We start from the raw sequence: 20,752 nt of genomic DNA, 5'->3' as shown, positions 1-20,752 counted from the left end.
TCAGGAGATGCCGGGCGTCACAGCAAGTCGCTTGGCACGAACCAGGAGAAGAACAGCAGCTTGAGCCGCACGATCATGCTGGCCTCGGGCTCGTCGTTCAAGACGTCGCCCGTGCCGTCGGTGCTGAACCACTGAACCTGATCGGTGCCGGGCTTCAGCGCCAGCCGGTACACCCCCTGTGCTTCATCGATCTGAAACGCTTCGATGAGCTGGTGCGCCAGCTCGAAGCTTTGCACCCGAACGCCTAACTCGGTGTTGAGGCGGGCCGAACGCGGATCGAAATTCATCGAGCCGACCAGCACCGATTCGCGATCGATCAGCGCGAGCTTTGCGTGCAGACGGCCTCGCGATTGTGCGAACGTCTTGCGCAAGTTGAGGCTGCGCTTGATCTGCACCGAGCTGACTTCGTACAGCTCGACGCCGAGCTTGAGCATCGCGACCCGATAGTTGTTGTAGTTGATGTTGACCAGTGGCTCGTCGGTGTCGGCAAGCGAATTGGTCCCCACTGTCATGTTGACGCCGCGCCCGCGCAGCCGCCGCATCTGATCGAGGCCGGCATCGCCGGGAATGAAGTACGGCGAGATCACCACGATGTCGGATTTGGCGGTGTCGAAGAGCGTGTGCGTGCGGTCGGCCAGCGTCTGCGGCGAGCTGAAGCGGCCGGTGATGGAACTGCCGCTGCCTTCGTCGAGCGCCTTCAATGGACTGTCGGCGGCCGCGGTCGCGCTGGCACGGATGAGTTCGATGCGGCCTTGCGCCAAGGCGGCGCCGATGGGCGCATCGCCGAACATGTCGGCGTCGGGCACGGGCGCCGGTTCTGGTGCCGAAGTCGGCGCAGTCAGCACGTCGAAGTTGGCGCGCAGCTGTTCTCGCGAGGCGTGTGGCACGACGATGCGCGCCAACGAATAGACCACCTCGCTGTTCCAGTAGGTGTCGAAGAGCGCCGACAGTTCGGTCACGACCGACCCGGCCATCATCAGGTCGAGGTCGATGAAGTTGTCGCCGGCACCGCGCAGGAAGTATTCGTCGGCGAGATTGCGACCGCCCGCGATCGCCATCGCGCCGTCGGCCACGAAGAGCTTGTTGTGCATGCGGTGGTTGAGTCGTCGGAACTCGCTGGCAAAGCTGATCCAGCGCGTCGCCATGCTCTCGCGGCCGGAGGCGAACGGGTTGAACAGGCGCACTTCGACATTCGGGTAAGACGCCAGGCCGAGGAGCATCGGATCGAGGCCGCCCGTGTAGAAATCGTCCAGCAGCAAGCGCACCCGCACACCGCGCAAGGCGGCGTTGCGCAGTTCTCGCAAGATCAATTTGCCGGTCTTGTCGTTGCCGAGCAGGTAGTACTGCAGGTCGAGCGACGACTGTGCGCGGCGGATGAGCTGCAGCCGCGCATCGAGGGCGAACTCGGGTTGCGGCAGGGCACGAATGCCCGACAGCGCGGTGCTCCCGTCGGGAGGCTCGGCACGGTAGGGCGCGGTGAGGCGCCCCAGTTCGGTCGTGGTCGATGCCGCGATTGCATGCACCGGTGGCGCGGTCGAAGGTGCGGGCAAACCGGCACAGGCGTTGAGCAGCAGCACGGCCAGGGCGAATGACCAGCGCCAGAGGGACGAGCCGCAGTGAAAGACGATGCGCATGCAGTTCCGGCGGTTGAAGACAATCAAGACGATGAGGGGGTCGGGATCGCAGTGGCCCGGGAACCGGAGCATATGCGGGTGTAGACACCTGCAGCAAAATCGATCCGATGAAACGACACATCCTGAAGGTCGCCGCTTTCCAGTCGATCGCTGCGCTGTTGGCGCAAGGGCTCGTGAGTGTGCCTGCCGGTGCCCAGACCGCGACGGATACGGCGCCCACGCTGTCCACGTTGCCCGCAATCACCGTGTCGACGCCCCGTGGCGCTGCCTCGCCTTTCGATGTCGCCGGCTCCGTCGACCGGGTCGAAGGCAGCGATCTGCGCAACGACAAGCTGCAGGTCAACCTCTCTGAAAGTCTGGGCGCGGTGCCCGGCCTGCTGGTGCAGAACCGCCAGAACTATGCGCAAGACCTGCAGTTGTCCATACGCGGCTTCGGTGCCCGATCGACCTTCGGCGTGCGTGGGGTGCGCATCTACGTCGACGGCGTTCCGGCCACGTTGCCGGACGGGCAAGGCCAGACGTCGAACATCGACATCGGCTCGGTCGATCGCGTCGAGGTGCTGCGCGGACCTTTCTCGGCGCTCTACGGCAACTCGTCGGGCGGCGTGATGCAGGTGTTCACCGAAAACGGAGCGGGACCACCCAAGCTCAGCTATTCGTTTGCCGCTGGCGCCTACGGTGCGTTGCGCCAAAGCACGATGGTCAGCGGCTCGTCCGGCGCCGTCGATTACTTGCTGAGCGGCAGCCACTTCAGCATCAATGGTTACCGCGCGCACAGCGCCGCGCAACGCGACATCGTCAACGGCAAGCTGGGCATCGCGCTGGACAACGGCGACAAGCTCACGCTGGTGGTCAACAGCGTCCACTTGAAGGCGCAAGACGCACTCGGCCTCACGGCGGACCAGTACGCGATGGCTCCCCGCAGCGCGCCACTCGCGGTGCAATACGACACGCGCAAGACGGTCGATCAGACCCAGGCCGGCCTGACCTACGAGCGGCGTATCGACGCGTCGCAAACGTTGCGTCTGATGGTCTACACGGGCGAGCGAAAGACGACGCAGTTTCAGGCGATCCCGCCATCGGCTCAATTGAATCCGCTGCAGTCGGGCGGCGTGATCAATCTGGCACGCGACTACGGCGGCATCGACTTGCGCTGGTCTGCCAAGCTGCAACTGGCTGACCGTCCCTTCGACATCGTCGCGGGCCTGGCGTACGACAGCCTGCGCGAATGGCGTACGGGCTATGAAAACTACATCGGTCGCATCACGGCGCCCATCCTCGGCGTGCAGGGCCGGCTGCGTCGAAACGAGCGCAACACGGTGTGGAACCTGGACCCCTACGCGCAGGCGACGTGGCAGTTCGCCGAGCGCTGGACGCTCGAAGCCGGCGTGCGACGCAGTGCGGTGCACTTCGATTCGCAAGACCGCTACATCATCGGCGCCAACGGCAATGACAGCGGCAGCGCCCGGTACGAAAAGACCTTGCCTGTCGTGTCACTGCGCTACGAGGTGACACCGGATGTGGCGGTGTACACCTCGGCCGGTCGCGGTTTCGAGACGCCGACGCTCAACGAGCTGTCGTACCGCGCTGGCGGCGCCAGCGGACTCAACTTCGCGTTGCAGCCGGCCGTCAACGACAGCTTGGAAGTAGGGGCCAAGGCCAAGGTCGGCGGTGGGTTGCTGACCGCCGCGTTGTTCCGCACCGGCACGCGCGACGAAATCGTCACCAACACCAACATCGGCGGTCGGGCCACCTTTCAGAATGCGGGGCGTACCCGCCGCGATGGGTTCGAGTTGGGGTGGCAACACGAGACCGCGAACTATTGGCGCACGCAGCTCGCCTACACCTTGCTCGACGCGCGTTACCGGGATCAGTTCTGCTCGCCGTCACCTTGTGCCGCGAACAACACCGTGGCGGCCGGCAATCGAATACCTGGCATCGCGAGGCAGTCGGTCTTCGCGTCGTTCGGCTGGGCGCCTCCGGAGGGCTGGCATGCCGGTGCGGAGCTGCGGGCACTGAGCCGCATCCAGGCCAACGATGTCAACAACGCGCGCGCGCCAGGCTACATGCTGGCCGCACTCGAAGCGGGCTATGCGAAGCGGCTCGAGCATTGGGAGTTGAACGCCTTCGCGCGCGTCGACAACCTGTTCAACCGACGCTATGTCGGCTCGGTCATCGTGAACGAAGGCAATGCGCGGTACTACGAACCGGCGCCCGGGCGTAACTGGACGGTGGGCGCGGGCGCTTCCTATCACTTCTGAGGCGATGCGCGCCGGCTTGCAAAGTCGGCAATGGGCTGCGAGTTGCAGGGACAAGGCGGCTGAGAGTCCCGCACACCAGCGCCACAGGCTAGGCTGCAACGCGAGCTCGCATTCCAGAGCCGTCAATGACCGCCGTGACTTACCGAGCCTGACGTTCCAACTTTTTAAAGACCTTCTATGCCAGACGACGAACGCTGTTGCGGAACCGGTACCTGCATCATCGATGCGCGGGGCCACTGCTGGTGCGGCCAACAATGGGACGGAGAAAAAATGTGCCGTCCCAGCCAGCTCGGAGCACCCTCTGGCACGCCCGAAGCGCCGCAAAAGCAGCTGGGCACCCAAGCAGAATCCCCTTGACCGCAACTGTCCCTCGGGGCCCGACCCGTTGGGCCCAGGTGCTTGGCTACGGCGGCTTGATGCCGTTCGCCGGGCTCGCGTTTGCGGTCTGGCTGCTGGAGCCGACCGACCGTGCCCGCAGCCTTTCAGCTCTGGTGGCCTACGGCGCTTCCATCCTCGGTTTTTTGGGTGCCGTCCACTGGGGCCTTGTCATGCGCGATGCGTCGGGTGGTCGGTCGACCGGTTCGCTCGTGTGGGGCGTGACACCCGCTCTGGTCGCCTGGATCGCGTTGCTGATTGACCCGGCAACGGGTCTCTGGGTGGTCGTCGCCGGACTTTGGGCATGTTTTGCGGTGGACCGAGTGACGTACCCCGATTTCGGAGTTCGCGGCTGGCTGCCGATGCGTCTGGTGCTGACTGTGGTCGCGAGTCTTTGCTGCGCTGCAGGTGCGATAAGGGTGATGCAATGAATGCGCTGCAACAAATTGCGCTGCGACCGAACACCAGGACCTGGCGCCGACCTTCCGCGACAGGGTCTACGTGATCCCGAGCCCTGATGCCGCCATGACAGGCCTCAACGATGCAGATATCTCGCGCATCGTTGAAATGGCCTGGGAAGATCGCACCGCATTCGAGGCGATCGCGCTGCAGTTCGGTCTGAACGACTCGGCGGTCGTCGCCCTCATGAGGCGTCAGTTGAAGCCCGGCTCGTTCAGGACCTGGCGCAAACGAATGGCCGGCCGGGTGACCAAACATGCGGCGCTGCGCAGCGCCGAAGTGCAGCGCCACCGCGCGACCCACACGCGGCAGTAGCGAGCGTCGCCCGCCTTACAGGCCAGCGGCTGCCCGCAGCTTGGGCGCGATGCTGGTGTTTTCCCAGGTGAACTCGGGCTCTTCACGGCCGAAGTGGCCGTAGGCGGCAGTCTTCTGGTAAATCGGGCGGAGCAGGTCGAGCATCTGGATGATCCCCTTGGGACGCAGGTCGAAATGCTCGCGCACCAGGGCGGCGATCTTCTCGTCGGAGATCAGGCCAGTGCCTTCGGTGTAGACCGTGATGTTCATCGGCTCGGCCACGCCGATCGCATAGGCCACCTGGATCTGGCACTGCCGCGCGATGCCGGCGGCCACGATGTTCTTGGCCACGTAACGCGCGGCGTAGGCGGCCGAGCGGTCGACCTTCGACGGGTCCTTGCCCGAGAACGCGCCGCCGCCGTGCGGGCAGGCGCCGCCGTAGGTGTCGACGATGATCTTTCGCCCTGTAAGGCCGCAATCGCCTTGCGGACCGCCGATGACAAAGCGGCCGGTCGGGTTGATCAGGTAGCGGGTGTTCTTCAGCCATTCCTTCGGTAGCACCGGCTTGATGATCTCTTCGATGATGGCTTCGGTGAACGAGGCCTTCATCTTGGTTTGCGTCTCGCTCTGGTCAGGATGGTGCTGGGTGGAAAGCACCACGGTGTCGATACTGTGCGGCTTGCCATCGAGGTAGCGCATGGTCACCTGGCTCTTGGCATCGGGGCGCAGGAAAGGCAGACGGCCGTCCTTGCGCAATTGCGCCTGGCGTTCCACGAGGCGGTGTGCGTAGTAGATGGGCGCGGGCATCAGCTCGGGCGTCTCGTCGCAGGCGTAGCCGAACATCAGGCCCTGGTCGCCGGCGCCGGTGTTCAGGTGGTCGTCCGATGCGTGGTCGACGCCTTGCGCGATGTCGTTGGACTGCTTGTCGTAGCAGACCATCACGGCGCAACCCTTGTAGTCGATGCCGTACTCGGTGTTGTCGTAGCCGATGCGCTTGATGGTGTCGCGCGCCACCTGGATGTAGTCGACGTGCGCGTTGGTGGTGATCTCGCCGGCGAGCACCACCAGGCCGGTGTTGGTCAGCGTTTCAGCGGCGACCCGGCTGCGCGGGTCCTGCTCGAAAATCGCATCGAGGATCGCGTCAGAAATCTGGTCGGCAACCTTGTCGGGATGGCCTTCGGAGACGGATTCGGAAGTGAAGAGAAAGTCATTCGCCATTTTTTGAAACTCCATCAAAGTTGAAAAGGCGCGTTGCCGATTCCTTTGGGATCTCTGGCGAACGCTTTAGCAGAATGCCGATATGGCAATGCACAATCGCCCGGCGCTTGTGCGTGTCGCCCTGCAAGTAGTTCCATTAACTCAGCGACAATTTGCATTCTATTCGAGCTGCGCCGGGTGCGCATCGCCTGTGAATTCCATGTGCCGATGCGCATGCTTCGTGTTTCAAAACCCCCCTCGTTTTCGATGATCACTCTGTTCCGCCTGCTCGCCCGCGTGCCGCTGCCATGGATGCATCGGATCGGCGCGGGGCTGGGCTGGCTGGTGTATGCGTGCTCTCCGACGTACCGCCGTCGCATCAAGGCCAACGCCGAGGCGGCGGGATTCACGCGTGCGCAATACCGGCCGGCCATCGGCGCGGCCGGCAAGATGGTCGCGGAGCTACCGTGGCTCTGGCTGCGACCACCCGGCGTCAGTGTGCTGACGCGTGTGCGCTGGTTCAATGAAGACGTGTTCGAGCAGGCACTCGCCACGGGGCGCGGCGTCATTCTCGCGACGCCCCATGTCGGCAGCTGGGAGATGATCGGTCAGGCCATCGCGGAGCGCTTCGCACCGGAGCACGGGCCGCTCACCGTGCTGTACCGCCCGGCGCGCAAGGCCTGGCTTGCGGACCTCACCGCAGGGTCGCGCGACCGGCCCGGCCTGAAGGCGCTGCCCACCACGCTGGCCGGCGTGCGCGGCCTGATGCGCGTGATGCGCAGCGGCGGCTACACCGGCTTGTTGCCCGACCAGGTCCCACCGCAAGGGCAGGGCGTGTGGGCGCCGTTCTTTGGCCGGCCGGCCTACACCATGACCTTGCTGGCCCGCCTTGCGCAGCAGACCGGCGCGCAGGTCCTCATGACCTGGTGCGAACGGCTGCCCGATGCGCGTTTTGTGATCCACTTCGAGGCAGTCGATGCGCCCGCGCTGCACGACGCCGGCGCGACACCCGAGGCCGCCGCCACTGCAATGAATGAGACCTTGATGCGACTGATCGAACGACTGCCCGGACAGTACCTTTGGGGCTATGGCCGCTACAAGCGACCGAGGGACGAAGCGTGAGCCTGGGTGCCAAGCTCGGCATCGGCTTCATGCGCATGCTGGCGCACTTGCCGCTGCCATTGATTCGCGGTTTCGGTGCCGCCATGGGCGTCTTGCTGCACACCGTCGCGCGACCGCGGCGGCACGTGGTCGACGTCAACCTGAAGCTCTGCTTTCCGGACTGGACGCCGCAACGCCGCCGCCGCGTGGCGCGCGAAACCTTCGTGCATGTGGCACAGGCCTGGCTCGATCGCAGCTGGCTGTGGCATGCGCCGCTCGCAGTGGTCCAGGCGCGGTTGAATCTGCACGGCGCCTTGAGCGAGCTCGAAGGCGAGGCGCCGACCATCGTGTTCGCGCCGCACTTCTGTGGGCTCGATGCGGGCGGCACGGCGCTGTCGATCGGCGTTCCGCGCCCATGGACCTCGATCTTCACGCCGCAGCGCAATCCGCTTATCAACGACTGGCTGGAAGTGGGCCGCACGCGCTTTCATCGCGAGGTGCGGGTGTTCGATCGCACCTCGGGCGTGAAGCCGATCGTGAGCGGCTTGCGCAAGGGCGGTTTGTTGTACCTGCTGCCCGACATGAATTTTGGGCCGCAGGAGTCGATCTTCGTGCCGTTTTACGGGGTGCCGGCGGCCACTGTGCCGTCGCTGTCGCGCTTCGCCCGGCTGGGTCGCGCGAAGATCGTGCCGGTGCTCTCGCGGATGACGAAGACCGGCTACGACATCGAAGTGCTCCCATCGTGGCAGAACTTTCCGACCGACGATGTGGAGGCCGATACCGCCTTGATGAACAAGCGTCTCGAAGGCTACATAGACACCATGCCGTCGCAGTATTACTGGGTACACCGACGTTTCAAGACGCGGCCTGACGGCGAGCCCGCGGTCTATTGACCGCTGGGTGGCCGGCTATCGATTCAGGAAAGTCTCGATCTCCCGTGCCACCAGCGCGGGCTGCTCGTGGACGATCCAGTGGGTCGCGTTCGGCACCTTCTTGACCGTCAGATTCGGCACGTAGTCTTCAAGCCCATCGAGCAGGCCCGGCAGCAGCGCGGCATCGTCGAGCGCCCAGAAGACGAAGGTCGGCACATCCACGGTGAAGCGCTCGCGCGGGAGCACGGGAATGCTGTCGATCCAACCCCCTGCCGCATCAGGCAAAGGCGGCTTCATCGGTGTCACGCGGTACAGGTTGCAAGCACCGGTCAGTCCGGCGCTCCACACCTCGCGGTACTGGTCCTTGACCGCTTCTGTGAGCCAGCCGAAGCCGTCCGGGCCTGCCTTCATCAAAGTGAAGAACGGCCACATGCGCTTGAAGTCGTCGGCTGCCAGCAAAACCTCGGCATCGGGACGCGACAGGAAGTGCATGTAGGCACTGGCCTTCTGCTGCGCCGGGTTGTCACGCAACTCCCGCATGAAGGTTCCGGGATGCGGCGAATTGATGATGACCAGCTTGCCGACCTGCGCCGGAAAGGCGTTGCCGTAACCCCATGCGAACGCGCCGCCCCAGTCGTGAGCGACCAGCGCGGCCATGCTGCCGTCTGCGCTTTCGGTGGCGACAAGTTGCTGGATGTCCTGGATCAACAGATGCGCCTTGTAGCTGGCCACGTCGGTCGGTGCGCTGGACTTTTCGAAGCCACGCAGATTGGGCGCGACACAGCGATAACCACCGTGCGCATCGCTCGAAAAATACGCGAGCAACTCGTCCCAGATGAACGCTGCCTCCGGGAAGCCGTGCAGAAATACCATCAAGGGCCGTCCCGGCTTGCCGGCGGCCCGGCAGCTCAGCGTGGTGCCGTTGGGCAAGGTGCGTTGAAAGGTCTCGATCATCAGTTCGTCTCCTGTTGTTTTGACTCAGTCTGGATCGGCGGGCGCCTCTTTCGCCGCCGGCTCGGGCACTTCAGGATGGGCCCAACGCCAGATCAACTCGGCCGCCTCGCCGACGCCCTGTTTTTTCAGGGCGGAGAACAGTTTGACCTCGCCGCCGCCGCTCTGCAGTCGCGCAATCGACAGCGCCTTGGCGCCTTCGGAGCGGGTCAGCTTGTCGGACTTGGTGAGCAGCACGAGAAACTTCAGCCCTTCCGCCACGCGGGGCCGGATCACGTCGAGCAGGATCTCGTCGAGCTCGGTCAGGCCATGTCGCGGGTCGCACATCAGCACGACGCCGCGCAGCGTTTCGCGCGTCATGAGGTAGTTGCCCATCACGCGTTGCCATCGCAGCTTGGCTTCTTTGGGCACGGCTGCGTAGCCGTAGCCGGGCAAGTCGGCCAGCACGGCATCGTCGACCTTTTGCTTGCCGAGGCCGAAGAGGTTGATGTGCTGGGTGCGGCCCGGCGTCTTCGAGGCGAAGGCCAGCCGCGTTTGCTGCGTCAGCGTGTTGATGGCAGTGGACTTGCCCGCGTTGGAGCGCCCGACGAAAGCGAATTCCGGGAGGTCGAGCGGCGGTAAGTGTTCCAGTTGCGGTGCACTGGTCAAGAAATGGGCGGTGTGCAGCCAGCCGAGCGCGATGCGTTCGCGTTCTGCTGTAGCGGGGTCCGGGCCGGGCCGGGTGTGGGCCGGCTTCGGCAAAGGGGTGGTCATCTGTTGGCTTTCGGAACGGGGCGCCATTGTAGAATCGCGCGGTTTTGCGCCATAAATTCGAGCCCCCGATATGAAGTTTGTTGCCCATTTTCTGCTTGCAGCCCTCATGGGCATCGCCGTCAGTCCGAGCTTCGCTGCAGATGAGCCCGCAGCCGCGCCGGCCAAGCCAGCCAAGCCGGATCTGGTCAAAGGCGAGGCGGCGTTCGCTGCCAAGGCCTGCGCTTCGTGCCATAACGCGGACGGTAACTCGGCGGTGCCGGCCAACCCCAAGCTGGCGCAACAACACCCGGAGTATTTGTACAAGCAGTTGGTCGAGTTCAAGGCCGGCAAGCGCAAGAACGCGGTCATGCAGGGAATGGCCGCCACGTTGAGCGACGGTGAAATGCGCGACATCGCGTGGTTCATGGGCTCCATAAAAATGAAGCCAGGCTTCGCTAAAGACAAGGCCACGGTCGCACTTGGAGAAAAGATCTATCGCGGCGGCATCGCCGATCGCCAGATCCCAGCTTGTGCCGGTTGCCACAGTCCCGATGGCGCGGGTATTCCCGCACAGTACCCGCGGCTCGGAGGCCAGCACGCCGACTACATCGCGACCGAACTCACCATGTTTCGCGATAACGTCCGCACGAACAGTATCCAGATGACGGGTGTCGCTGCCAAGCTCAACGACCGCGAGATCAAGGCTGTGTCCGATTACATCGCCGGATTGCGCTGAACTCGCCCATAGGTTGGCTCACTGCGTGTAGCCGCCCACCCCCTGACCGGGGGCAGCACCAGCGGCCCGGCTAAGCCGGTTCCGCGGTGCTTCACGAACAGAAGCGCATGACACGCAGTAGTCGTTTTTGAACTAACCGCCAATAAATCAGACCAACAGGCGGGCTTATCCAGGGGGATGGCCCGCTTTTTTGCTCTCATGTCCATCTCCACCCACGGTCTTCGTGTTCGTCGCGGCCCGCAATCGCTTCGCGCGGCGGTGGAACTGTTTTCGTCGATGCGGTTCGCGATCTCTTTGCTGACCATCATCTGCATCGCATCGATCATCGGCACGGTGCTGAAGCAACACGAACCGATCGGCAATTACATCAACCAGTTCGGCCCGTTTTGGTCCGAGCTTTTTCATGCCGCCAAGCTCGATTCGATTTACAGCGCTTGGTGGTTTTTACTGATCCTGCTTTTTCTGGTGATCAGCACGTCGTTGTGCATCGGGCGCAACACGCCGCGTATCGCGGCCGACCTCAAGACTTTCAAGGAAGACATCCGCGCGCAGAGCCTGAAGGCTTTCGGCCAGCGCGCCGAAACGGTGCTGGCTGAAACGCCGGAGGCCGCGGCCAATCGCATAGGGCAGTTGCTCGCGGGCGGCGGCTGGAAGGTGAAGCTGCAGCGGCGGGACTTGTCGGCGAGCGCCGCCAACGGCTCGCCGGATGCTTCAGGCTGGATGGTCGCTGCGCGCGCCGGCGGCGCCCACAAGCTCGGCTACATCGCGGCCCACAGCGCCATCGTCTTGATATGCCTTGGCGGCCTGCTCGATGGCGACCTCGTGGTGCGTGCGCAGACCTGGTTCAACGGCAAGAGCGTGTTCACCGGCGGCGGCATGATCGCCGACGTCGCGCCAGAGCATCGCCTGTCTGCCAGCAATCCGACCTTTCGCGGCAACATCCTGGTGCCCGAGGGCGGCCGATCGAGTGTCGCGATCCTGAACCAGTCCGACGGTGTATTGCTGCAGGAGCTGCCGTTCTCGATCGAACTCAAGAAGTTCATCGTCGACTACTACTCGACCGGCATGCCCAAGCTCTTTGCCAGCGAAGTGGTGCTGCACGACCGCGAAACGGGCAAGGAGACGCCGGCGCGCATCGAAGTGAACCACCCGGCGAGCTACAAGGGCGTCGAGATCTACCAGTCGAGCTTCGACGATGGCGGATCGAGCGTGAAGCTCAAGGCGGTGCCGATGGCGGCCGCCGCCAAGCCTTTCGAGGTCGAAGGCGTGATCGGCGGGCCGTCCGTCGACATCACCAACGGGGCCGACAAGCTCACGCTCGAGTTTGCCGCGCTGCGGGTTATCAACGTCGAGAACTTTGCCGACCCGCAGGCCAACGGCGCGGTCGACGTGCGCAAGGTCGACCTTCGGCACGATTTCGAGTCGCGCCTGGGTGCCGCGAACAAAACCGACAAGCCCAAGACGCTGCGCAACATCGGCCCGAGCATCGGCTACAAGCTGCGCGACGCAGCGGGGCAGGCACGCGAGTACCAGAACTACATGATCCCGGTCGACACGGGCGACGGCCAGCCGGTGTTCTTGCTCGGCATGCGCGAACGGCCCGAAGATCAGTTCCGTTACCTGCGCGTGCCGGCCGACGATCAAGGCTCGATGGATGGCTTCGTGCGCATGCGAAGCGCGCTGGCCGACCCGGCCCTGCGGGCCCGCGCCATCGATCGCTACATCGCGCGCGCCGCCGATCCGAAGCGGCCAGAACTCGGCGAGCAGCTGCGTACCTCGGCGACGCGCGCGCTGGCCTTGTTCTCCGGCGCTGAACGAGCACGCTCCGACGCGGTGAGCGCCGGCGGCTGGCAGGCCATCGCCGAGTTCATGGAGGTCAATGTGCCGAAGGCCGAGCGCGAGCGGGCCGGCGCGGTGCTGGTACGCATCCTGAACGACGTGCTGTTCGAGGTGCTCAACCTGAGCCGCGAAACGGCGGGCCTCGCTGCCTTGCCGCCCGATGACAAGTCGCAGGCTTTCCTGACGCAATCGGTGCTGGCGATAAGCGACGCGCACTTCTATCCGGCGCCGGTCGCGATGATGATGACGGACTTCAAGCAGGTGCAGGCGAGCGTGTTCCAGGTGGCGCGCGCGCCGGGCAAGAACGTGGTCTATCTCGGCTGCCTGTTGCTCATCACCGGCATTTTTGCGATGCTGTACGTGCGCGAGCGTCGGCTCTGGATCTGGCTTTCGCCGAAACGCGCCGAGGGTGACGTGGTGTCGGGCACCGACGCATCGATGGCCTTTTCGGTGAACCGCAAAACGCTCGACAGCGACCGTGAGTTCGAGCATCTGAAGCACAAGTTGCTGGCCTTCTCGAAGCAGAATCCGGTTTCTCCAGTTTCCCCAGTTTCCCCAGTTTCTCCAGTTTCCCCAGACTCCCCCCAGACTCCCTGACAACGCGGGTATCCAGGACAAAGCGCATGAACACGACGACCCTCACTCTCAACGACAGCTGGCGGTCGCGCCGCGATACCTTCGATTGGGTGTTTGCCGCGCTGGTGCTGGCCGGCGGGCTCTTCGCGTTCACGCGCTACGGCGCCTCGATGGACTATTACGAAAAGCCTATCCTGCTGGCCGCCATGGTCGCCGGCGTGTCGCTCGGCTGGTTCTGGCGGCCGCTGCGGGTGTTGGCCCTGGTCGTCGCCTTCGCGTCGCTGTTGGCGATCAGCTCGTACCAGGGTGACCTCGGGCGTGCCGATTCGGTGTTCTGGCTCAAGTACTTCCTGTCGAGCCAGTCGGCCATCCTGTGGATGAGTGTGCTGTTCTTCATGAGCACGACCTTTTACTGGCTCGGCTTGTTCGGTGGCCGTCAAGGCAACGCACTCGAACTCATCGGTTCTCGCATTGCCTGGGCCGGCGTCACCATGGCGCTGATCGGCACCATGGTTCGCTGGTACGAGAGCCACCTGCTCGGCCCCGACATCGGCCACATCCCTGTCAGCAACCTGTACGAAGTCTTCGTGCTGTTCAGCTGGCTGACGACCAGCTTCTATCTCTACTTCGAATCGACCTACAAGACCCGCTCGATGGGCGCCTTCGTGATGCTGGTGGTCAGTGCGGCGGTCGGCTTTTTACTCTGGTACACGCTGGTCAAAGGCGCACATGAGATCCAGCCGCTGGTGCCGGCGCTGCAAAGCTGGTGGATGAAGTTGCACGTGCCCGCCAACTTCATCGGCTACGGCACTTTCTCGCTGGCCGCGATGGTCGCTTTTGCCTACCTCATCAAGGAACAGGCGCAAGAAAAACGCTGGTACAAGCTCACGCCCATCTGGCTGCTGGGTGTGGCGCTCTGCTTCGTGCCGGTGGCGTTTCGCCAGCGTGTGCAGGAAGCCGGCGGCAGTTACTGGGTGGTGTATGCGGGCATCTCGGCGCTGATCGCCGCCGGCATTTTGCTGGGTCGCAAGCGCATCGCCGCACGGTTGCCGTCGAACGAGGTGCTGGACGATGTCATGTACAAGTCCATCACCGTGGGCTTCGCCTTTTTCACGATCGCGACGGTGCTCGGCGCGCTGTGGGCGGCGGACGCCTGGGGCGGCTACTGGAGTTGGGACCCGAAGGAAACCTGGGCGCTGATCGTCTGGCTCAACTACGCGGCCTGGCTGCACATGCGGCTCGTCAAGGGTTTGCGCGGCACGGTGGCGGCCTGGTGGGCGCTGGGTGGCCTGGCGGTGACCACCTTCGCGTTCCTGGGCGTCAACATGTTCCTGAGCGGGTTGCACAGCTACGGGACCTTGTAGGGTCGATTCAGCGTCCATCGAATCCGGGCAAGCGACTTGCGCGTAACCAAAGCAGGGTCGCGCACGAACTAACTTTGCAACAACGATTCCGCGAAAGGTTTCCATGTCGATCGGTTCACGTCAAGATGGCTTCATTCACTCGTCTTCCAGCGAGATCACCCCACGCAGCATCTACGAGGGCCGGCGCGACCTCTTGAAGCTGATGGCTGGCGGCGCCGCTGGTGCGGCACTGGCCGGTTGGGCTTCGCGCGAAGCGATGGCGGAAACATCCGGTCCCGGCAAGCTTGCCAAATTGCCCGGCGGAAAATCTGCCGTGGCGGGGGCGATGTCGACCGAAAAGGTGAGCGACTACAAAGACGCCACCACGTACAACAATTACTACGAGTTCGGTACCGACAAGGCCGATCCTGCAAAGAACGCCGGCACGCTCAAGACCCATCCGTGGACGGTGGAGGTCGAAGGCCTGGTCAAAAAGCCGGGCAAGTACGGCATCGAAGACCTCATCAAGATGAGCGCGCAGGAAGAGCGGATATATCGCCTGCGTTGCGTCGAGGGCTGGTCGATGGTCATCCCCTGGGTCGGCTATTCGCTGGCTGAACTCATCAAGAGGGTCGAGCCGCAGAGCAACGCGAAGTACGTCGAGTTCGTGACGCTCGACGATCCGAAGACCATGCCCTTCGTCGGCTCGCGCATTCTCGATTGGCCGTATGCCGAAGGCCTGCGCATGGACGAAGCGATGCACCCGCTGACGTTGCTCGCCTTTGGCATGTACGGCGAAGTCCTACCGAACCAGAACGGCGCGCCGGTGCGCATCGTGGTGCCATGGAAGTACGGCTTCAAGTCGGCCAAGTCGATCGTCAAGATCCGCTTCGTCGAAAAGGAGCCGAGCACTGCCTGGAACAAGTCGGCGGCGAATGAATATGGCTTCTACTCGAACGTGAATCCGAACGTCGACCATCCACGCTGGAGCCAGGCGACCGAACGCCGCATCGGTGACGGCGGCGGCCTGTTCGCCAAGCGCCGCAAGACAGAAATGTTCAATGGCTACGAAGCCCAGGTCGGCCAGCTCTACGCCGGCATGGACTTGAAGAAGTTTTTCTAGCCATGGCAACGTCCGGGCCTGTGCTGGTGTTCAACAAGCTGTTGCTGCACAAGGCGGCGAAGCCGATCATCTTCTTGATCTGCCTGCTGCCATTCATTCGGCTGGGCTACGGTGCTTTCACCGACGGACTTGGCGCCAATCCGGCGGAATTCCTGATCCGTGCGGCGGGCGACTGGACGCTGCGCTTTGTCTGCATCGTGCTGGCGGTCACACCACTGCGTGTGATGACCAAGCTAAGCGGCTTGGCACGATTCCGCCGCATGCTCGGGCTCTTTGCCTACTTCTACGTCGTGTTCCACCTGTTGAGTTACAGCTGGTTCGACATGGGTTTCGACATCGCAGACATCGCGAAAGACATTGCCAAGCGGCCGTTCATTCTGGTGGGCTTTGCGGCCTTCGTGCTGCTCACGCCACTCGCGGCAACATCGTTCAATCGGGCTATCAAGGCGATGGGCGCCAAGCGCTGGCAGATGCTGCACAAGCTGGTCTATGTAATCGCCGGGCTCGGGCTGCTGCACTTCTTCTGGATGCGTGCGGGCAAGAACAACTTCAACGAAGTATTCGTCTACGTCGCGATCGTTGCAGCACTCCTCGGCTGGCGCGTCTGGTACTTTTTCAGCAAGAAAAAGAAGATGCAATCGTCACCGGTGGTGCGTCCTCAGCCTTCGCGGGGAAGCTCGCTGCGGAGCTGATCCTCGAGAGTTTCGCGACGGCGGATCAACGTGGCGCGGGCGCCGCTGACCATCACTTCGGCGGCGCGGCCTCGCGTGTTGTAGTTGCTCGACATACTCATGCAATACGCGCCTGAAGAGAGCACTGCGAGCAGATCGCCGGCTTGCACGTTGAGCGACCGGTCCCGGCCGATCCAGTCGCCGCTTTCGCAGATCGGACCGACCACGTCGTAAATCGTCCCCTCATCCGATCCACCAGATCGCATCTGCAGCGGCACGATATTCTGAAACGCCTGGTACATCGCAGGACGCGGCAGGTCGTTCATCGCCGCATCGATGATGCAGAAGTTCTTGTCTTCACCCGGCTTGACGTAGAGCACTTCTGTCACGCACACCCCGGCGTTGCCCACCAGTGAACGACCGGGTTCGATGATCAGCTTGCGATTGCCGAAACCGCGCGCATCGAGCCGGGCCAGCAACTGCTTCCACAGCGCATCGGCAGCCGGTGGCACTTCGCCGTTGTAGTCGATGCCCAAGCCACCACCAAAGTCCAGATGACGGATTGGTACGCCCGCGGCCTCGATGGCTTCGACCAGATCAAGGATGCGTTCGCACGCATCCAGGTAAGGAGACATCTCGGTGATCTGCGACCCGATGTGGCAATCGATTCCTACGACGTCCAGTCCTGGCAGCTTCGCCGCATGGCGGTATGCGTGCAGTGCACGGTCGTGCGCGATGCCGAACTTGTTCCCCTTGAGACCCGTAGAGATATACGGATGCGTCTTAGGGTCGACGTTCGGGTTGATGCGAATGCTGATGCGGGCTCGTTGGTTGCTAGTCGATGCCACCTCGTTCAACACGTCGAGTTCGGCTTCGCTTTCAACGTTGAAGCAACCGATGCCGGCGTCGAGCGCCTGCTTCATCTCTGCGCGCGTCTTGCCGACACCCGAAAAAATGATGCGGGCCGGATCGGCACCGACCGCCAGTGCACGCGAGAGCTCGCCGCCCGACACGATGTCGAAGCCACAACCGGCTTCGGCAAAGACGCGCAGCACGCCGAGCGACGAATTGGCCTTCATCGCATAACAGATCAGCGCGTCCCTGCCGTCGAAGCCGCGTTGATAAGCGCCGAGCGCATCGAGCATCCACTGCTTCGAATAGACGAAAAGAGGCGTGCCGTGTTCGCGCGCCAGCGCAGCGAGCGACATGGCCTCAATTTGCAGTATGTCGTCTCGTCGCGCGATGTGGGGATGGCCTGGAAGCGTCGCGGTTTCCTGGAGCTCTGACGTCACTTGGTGGTCTCGCTTGTTTCAGGCGATCCGGGCGTGGTCGTCGTGGCTCGTGTTCCGGTTGCGCCCGGAGTTGCCTCGGTGCCGCGCGGTTCTGGCGTTGCCGGCGTTGCAATCGGGGCATCCGTCGAGCCAGGCAAGCGTGGCGTCAAAAGGTCGGGCAGGGTTGCGCGATTCTTGGCTGCCGCATCCTTGGAAAGATAGAGCGGTCCGCGCTGACCGCAGCCGCTCAGCACGACGAGGGATGCCGCGCACAATACAGCAGCGAACATCGACGCGCGAGCCGTATGGCGGCCTCTGCAGACCCTGTGCAGGTCGCGGCCGTGGTCGCTCACTAGAATTTGGAGAACATTCAACATGGCGAAATTGTAATGACCGACCTCGAATATCTGGACCGCGCTGAATCCGCGCTCGCCGCCATCGAGCAAGCTTGCGATCGTATCAACGACGCGACCGATGCGGACATCGACAACCAGCGTGTCGGGGGAATGATCACGATCACTTTTCCCAACGCAAGCCAGTTGATCGTGAACCTGCAAGCGCCGTTGAAAGAGATCTGGCTCGCGGCGCGGTCGGGCGGTTACCACTATCGTCACGATGGCGCGGCTTGGGTCGACACCAAGACCGGCAGAGAGTTGTTCTCGCAATTTTCAGAAGAAGCCAGCACGCAAGCGGGGCTGTCGCTCGAGTTCACCGCCGACTAACTTCCGATCGAACGAACCCAGCCTAGTTCCGGAACAGATCCAGGATTCGATTGCGCTCTTCGGGTGGCGGCGTCGGCGCAACGGGCGCGCCGGTGAGCGCCTCGGCTGGCACCACCGGCGCCGTGTCCAGACCCAGGCTCGCCACACCACGGCCTGGCGCGTAGTCGTCGAAGTACCACTCGCCACCGACGTTGACCACGCCCGATGGCGGGGGAAGCTCGGCCACCGGGACGCCCTTGAGGGCAGTCTCCATATACGAGATCCAGATCGGCAGACTCAGCCCGCCGCCCGTCTCGCGGTCGCCGAGCATGCGAGGCGTGTCGTAACCCATCCAGGCGATGGCTGCCATGGTCGGTTGGAAGCCGGCAAACCAGGCATCGAGCGAATCGTTGGTGGTACCGGTCTTGCCATAAATGTCGGTGCGCTTGAGCGTCGCCTGTGCCTTGGCCGCGGTCCCGCCGCTGGCCACTGACTGCAGCAGGCTGTCGATCATCCAGGCATTGCGCTGAGGAATTGCGCGGATGGTTTCGTTCAAAAGCGGCGGCTGCTTTTCGACGAGCACCTTGTCCTTGTGATCGGTGACTCGGGTCACGAGATACGGGTTGACACGATAGCCGCCATTGGCGAACACCGAATACGCCGTCGCCATCTGCATCGGTGTGACCGAACCGGCGCCGAGCGCCATCGGCAAATAAGCCGGATGCTTTTCGCGGTCGAAGCCGAAGTTGGTGATCCAGTCTTGCGCATAGTGAGTGCCAATCGACTGCAGGATGCGGATCGAGACCAGATTCTTCGACTTCATCAGCGCCCGGCGCATCGACATCGGCCCTTCGAAGCCGCCGTCGTAGTTCTTGGGCTCCCACGGCTGACCGCCTGTGGTGCCGGCATCGAAGAAGAGCGGGGCGTCGTTGATGACGGTCGCCGGCGAGAAGCCTTTTTCGAGCGCCGCCGAGTAGATGAAGGGCTTGAAGCTGGAGCCCGGCTGTCGCCATGCCTGGGTGACGTGGTTGAACTTGTTCTTGTTGAAGTCGAAGCCCCCGACCATCGCCTTGATCGCGCCATCGCGCGGATCGAGCGCGACGAACGCGCCTTCGACCTCTGGCAGCTGGGTGATTTCCCAAGTGTTCTTGGGGGTCTTGGCAACACGGATCACTGCACCACGGCGAATCTTGATGTTGGGGGGTGCCTTGTCGGACAGTCCGGATTGCGGCAGCTTCAGGCCTTCGCCGGTGATCTGAACCGCCTCGCCATCGGCGCGCACCGCATTGACTTCTTTCGGCGAAGCTTTGAGCACGACCACCGAAAGCAAGTCGCCGTTGTCCGGATGGTCGCTGAGCGCGTCGTCGATAGCTTCGTCGAATTCCTTCGGGTCGGCCGGCAAGTCGACGAATTTCTCGGGGCCGCGGTAGATCTGGCGGCGCTCGAAATCCATGATGCCTTTGCGCAGCGCTTTGTAAGCGGCTGCCTGGTCAGCGGCCACGAGCGAGGTGTAGACCTTGAGGCCGCGTGTGTAGGTGCTGTCTCCGTATTGCGCGTACATCAGCTGACGCACGGTCTCGGCCACATATTCGGCGTGCAGCCGGGTCGTGTCCTGCCCGTCGCGAAGCTGGAGGTCTTCTTTCTTTGCCACTGCCGCCTGCTCGGCTGTGATGAATCCTGCTTCCTGCATGCGGTCGATCACGTACAGCTGTCGGCCGCGCGCGCGAGACGGATTGTTGACGGGGTTGTTGGCGCCCGGCGCCTTGGGTAACCCTGCCAGCATGGCGGCCTGCGCGATAGAAATATCTTGCAGCGGCTTGCCGAAGTAAGCCTCCGAGGCGGCCGCGAAGCCGTAGGCGCGGTTGCCCAGATAGATCTGGTTCAGATAGATCTCGAAGATCTGGTCCTTGCTCAGCATGTGCTCGAGCTTGAAGGTCAGCAAGATCTCATAGATCTTGCGGGTGAGCGTCTTTTCTGAGCTCAAGTAGACGTTGCGCGCCACCTGCATCGTGATCGTGGAGGCGCCCTGGCTTTTCACGCGGTTGACGTTGGCCAGCCCGGCGCGAACCACGCCCTTGTAGTCGACGCCGCCATGTTCATAGAAGCGGGCATCTTCGGCCGCGAGGACTGCGTCTTTCATCACCTTCGGGATGGTGGCGATCGGGGTAAGGTTCCGGCGTTCTTCGCCGAATTCGCCGATCAGCGTGCCTTCCGAAGAGAAGACTCTCAGCGGCAACTTGGGTCGATAGTCAGAGAGCTCGGAAATGTCTGGAAGGTTGGGATATGCCACCGCCAACGCGACGGCGATCACACACAGAATCGACACCACTGCGGCAACAGCAAGCCCCAATGTCCAGAAAATGATCCGCAAAAGCCAGGTCAGCCATACCGACCTTTTAGGAGTTGGAGCAGGCTTGCGGGGCCCGTCGGGGCGTGTTGAGTCGGGCATTGAGCGGGATGGAGTCACCGCGCATTATAAAAAGTGAAATGCGCCGTATTGAAAGCGCCGCGGCGCATAAAGTCGGCCGCGAAAATTCGTGACCTTTGTTGCAGGTCTCGTGACCTTTTGACAACGGATGCGCGCTCTACACCTTCTTCAGCTTTGTTGCCGGTGAT

The 20,752-nt window shown here is 63.1% G+C and carries 19 protein-coding genes; 11 read left to right on the top strand and 8 right to left on the bottom strand.

Annotated features, from left to right (window positions below; all coding sequences use genetic code 11):
* Positions 1–17: 17 nt before the first annotated feature.
* On the bottom strand, positions 18–1,634 hold the full coding sequence (locus QN397_RS02205; protein ID WP_323499923.1) for a phospholipase D family protein: 1,617 nt from the start codon (positions 1,632–1,634) through the stop codon (positions 18–20).
* 107 nt (positions 1,635–1,741) lie between these two features.
* Here QN397_RS02205 and QN397_RS02200 point away from each other — a divergent pair, with 107 nt between their 5' ends.
* The 3 genes from QN397_RS02200 to QN397_RS02190 all read left to right on the top strand — a co-directional run bounded on the left by QN397_RS02200 (position 1,742) and on the right by QN397_RS02190 (position 5,044).
* Entirely contained in the window at positions 1,742–3,895 is a 2,154-nt protein-coding gene (locus tag QN397_RS02200; protein WP_323499922.1) for a TonB-dependent receptor, read from the top strand.
* Positions 3,896–4,248: 353 nt separating this feature from the next.
* A complete protein-coding gene (locus QN397_RS02195; protein WP_323494715.1) occupies positions 4,249–4,701 on the top strand; it encodes a DUF3429 domain-containing protein in 453 nt (150 codons plus the stop codon).
* Positions 4,702–4,795: 94 nt separating this feature from the next.
* On the top strand, positions 4,796–5,044 hold the full coding sequence (locus QN397_RS02190) for a TIGR03643 family protein (RefSeq protein ID WP_323494714.1): 249 nt from the start codon (positions 4,796–4,798) through the stop codon (positions 5,042–5,044).
* 15 nt (positions 5,045–5,059) lie between these two features.
* On the opposite strand, the gene metK is transcribed toward QN397_RS02190, so the two are convergent.
* Complete coding sequence (gene metK, locus QN397_RS02185; protein ID WP_187054503.1) at positions 5,060–6,241, bottom strand: methionine adenosyltransferase; 1,182 nt, start codon at positions 6,239–6,241, stop codon at positions 5,060–5,062.
* Between the two features lie 14 nt (positions 6,242–6,255).
* Positions 6,256–6,495, bottom strand: coding sequence for a hypothetical protein (locus tag QN397_RS02180; RefSeq protein WP_323494712.1), 240 nt, complete (start codon positions 6,493–6,495; stop codon positions 6,256–6,258).
* Here QN397_RS02180 and QN397_RS02175 point away from each other — a divergent pair.
* Both QN397_RS02175 and QN397_RS02170 read left to right on the top strand, forming a co-directional pair.
* Entirely contained in the window at positions 6,488–7,342 is an 855-nt protein-coding gene (locus QN397_RS02175; RefSeq protein WP_323494711.1) for a lysophospholipid acyltransferase family protein, read from the top strand. The genes QN397_RS02180 and QN397_RS02175 overlap by 8 nt on opposite strands.
* Entirely contained in the window at positions 7,339–8,214 is an 876-nt protein-coding gene (locus QN397_RS02170; protein WP_323494710.1) for a lipid A biosynthesis acyltransferase, read from the top strand. The genes QN397_RS02175 and QN397_RS02170 overlap by 4 nt, the downstream gene beginning before the upstream one ends.
* Before the next feature lie 15 nt (positions 8,215–8,229).
* On the opposite strand, the gene QN397_RS02165 is transcribed toward QN397_RS02170, so the two are convergent.
* Both QN397_RS02165 and yihA read right to left on the bottom strand, forming a co-directional pair.
* A complete protein-coding gene (locus QN397_RS02165; RefSeq protein ID WP_323499921.1) occupies positions 8,230–9,147 on the bottom strand; it encodes an alpha/beta hydrolase in 918 nt (305 codons plus the stop codon).
* 24 nt (positions 9,148–9,171) lie between these two features.
* Positions 9,172–9,897 carry a ribosome biogenesis GTP-binding protein YihA/YsxC gene (gene yihA, locus QN397_RS02160; RefSeq protein WP_323494708.1) on the bottom strand — a complete coding sequence of 242 codons (726 nt, stop codon included), beginning with the start codon at positions 9,895–9,897 and terminating at the stop codon, positions 9,172–9,174.
* Between the two features lie 70 nt (positions 9,898–9,967).
* Here yihA and QN397_RS02155 point away from each other — a divergent pair, with 70 nt between their 5' ends.
* From QN397_RS02155 to QN397_RS02135, 5 genes are all read left to right on the top strand, one after another.
* On the top strand, positions 9,968–10,612 hold the full coding sequence (locus tag QN397_RS02155; protein ID WP_323494707.1) for a c-type cytochrome: 645 nt from the start codon (positions 9,968–9,970) through the stop codon (positions 10,610–10,612).
* Positions 10,613–10,810: 198 nt separating this feature from the next.
* Entirely contained in the window at positions 10,811–13,048 is a 2,238-nt protein-coding gene (locus tag QN397_RS02150) for a cytochrome c biogenesis protein ResB (protein ID WP_323499920.1), read from the top strand.
* A 26-nt stretch (positions 13,049–13,074) separates the two neighbouring features.
* Entirely contained in the window at positions 13,075–14,391 is a 1,317-nt protein-coding gene (gene ccsB, locus QN397_RS02145; protein WP_323494705.1) for a c-type cytochrome biogenesis protein CcsB, read from the top strand.
* 103 nt (positions 14,392–14,494) lie between these two features.
* Positions 14,495–15,493 (top strand): protein-methionine-sulfoxide reductase catalytic subunit MsrP, encoded by a 999-nt coding sequence (gene msrP / locus QN397_RS02140; RefSeq protein ID WP_323499919.1) that lies wholly within the window; start codon positions 14,495–14,497, stop codon positions 15,491–15,493.
* A gap of 2 nt (positions 15,494–15,495) precedes the next feature.
* On the top strand, positions 15,496–16,185 hold the full coding sequence (locus QN397_RS02135) for a protein-methionine-sulfoxide reductase heme-binding subunit MsrQ (RefSeq protein WP_323499918.1): 690 nt from the start codon (positions 15,496–15,498) through the stop codon (positions 16,183–16,185).
* On the opposite strand, the gene lysA is transcribed toward QN397_RS02135, so the two are convergent.
* Together lysA and lptM are read right to left on the bottom strand one after the other, a co-directional pair.
* Positions 16,152–17,372 (bottom strand): diaminopimelate decarboxylase, encoded by a 1,221-nt coding sequence (gene lysA / locus QN397_RS02130; protein WP_323499917.1) that lies wholly within the window; start codon positions 17,370–17,372, stop codon positions 16,152–16,154. The genes QN397_RS02135 and lysA overlap by 34 nt on opposite strands.
* 80 nt (positions 17,373–17,452) lie before the next feature.
* Complete coding sequence (gene lptM / locus QN397_RS02125; protein WP_323494701.1) at positions 17,453–17,725, bottom strand: LPS translocon maturation chaperone LptM; 273 nt, start codon at positions 17,723–17,725, stop codon at positions 17,453–17,455.
* A gap of 99 nt (positions 17,726–17,824) precedes the next feature.
* Here lptM and cyaY point away from each other — a divergent pair, with 99 nt between their 5' ends.
* Positions 17,825–18,157: an iron donor protein CyaY gene (gene cyaY, locus QN397_RS02120; protein WP_323499916.1), complete on the top strand. Its 333-nt coding sequence runs from the start codon at positions 17,825–17,827 to the stop codon at positions 18,155–18,157.
* A 22-nt stretch (positions 18,158–18,179) separates the two neighbouring features.
* Here cyaY and QN397_RS02115 read toward each other — a convergent pair whose 3' ends face one another.
* The gene (locus QN397_RS02115; protein WP_323499915.1) at positions 18,180–20,585 is read right to left on the bottom strand and encodes a penicillin-binding protein 1A; all 2,406 of its coding nucleotides are present in this window, start codon (positions 20,583–20,585) and stop codon (positions 18,180–18,182) included.
* Between the last annotated feature and the right edge of the window lie 167 nt (positions 20,586–20,752).

Source organism: Variovorax sp. RTB1 (assembly GCF_035018765.1).
In the GTDB taxonomy this organism is placed as follows: domain Bacteria; phylum Pseudomonadota; class Gammaproteobacteria; order Burkholderiales; family Burkholderiaceae_C; genus Variovorax.
The sequence above is the reverse complement of the archived record's forward strand: the minus strand, read 5'-3'. Positions and strand labels throughout refer to the sequence as shown.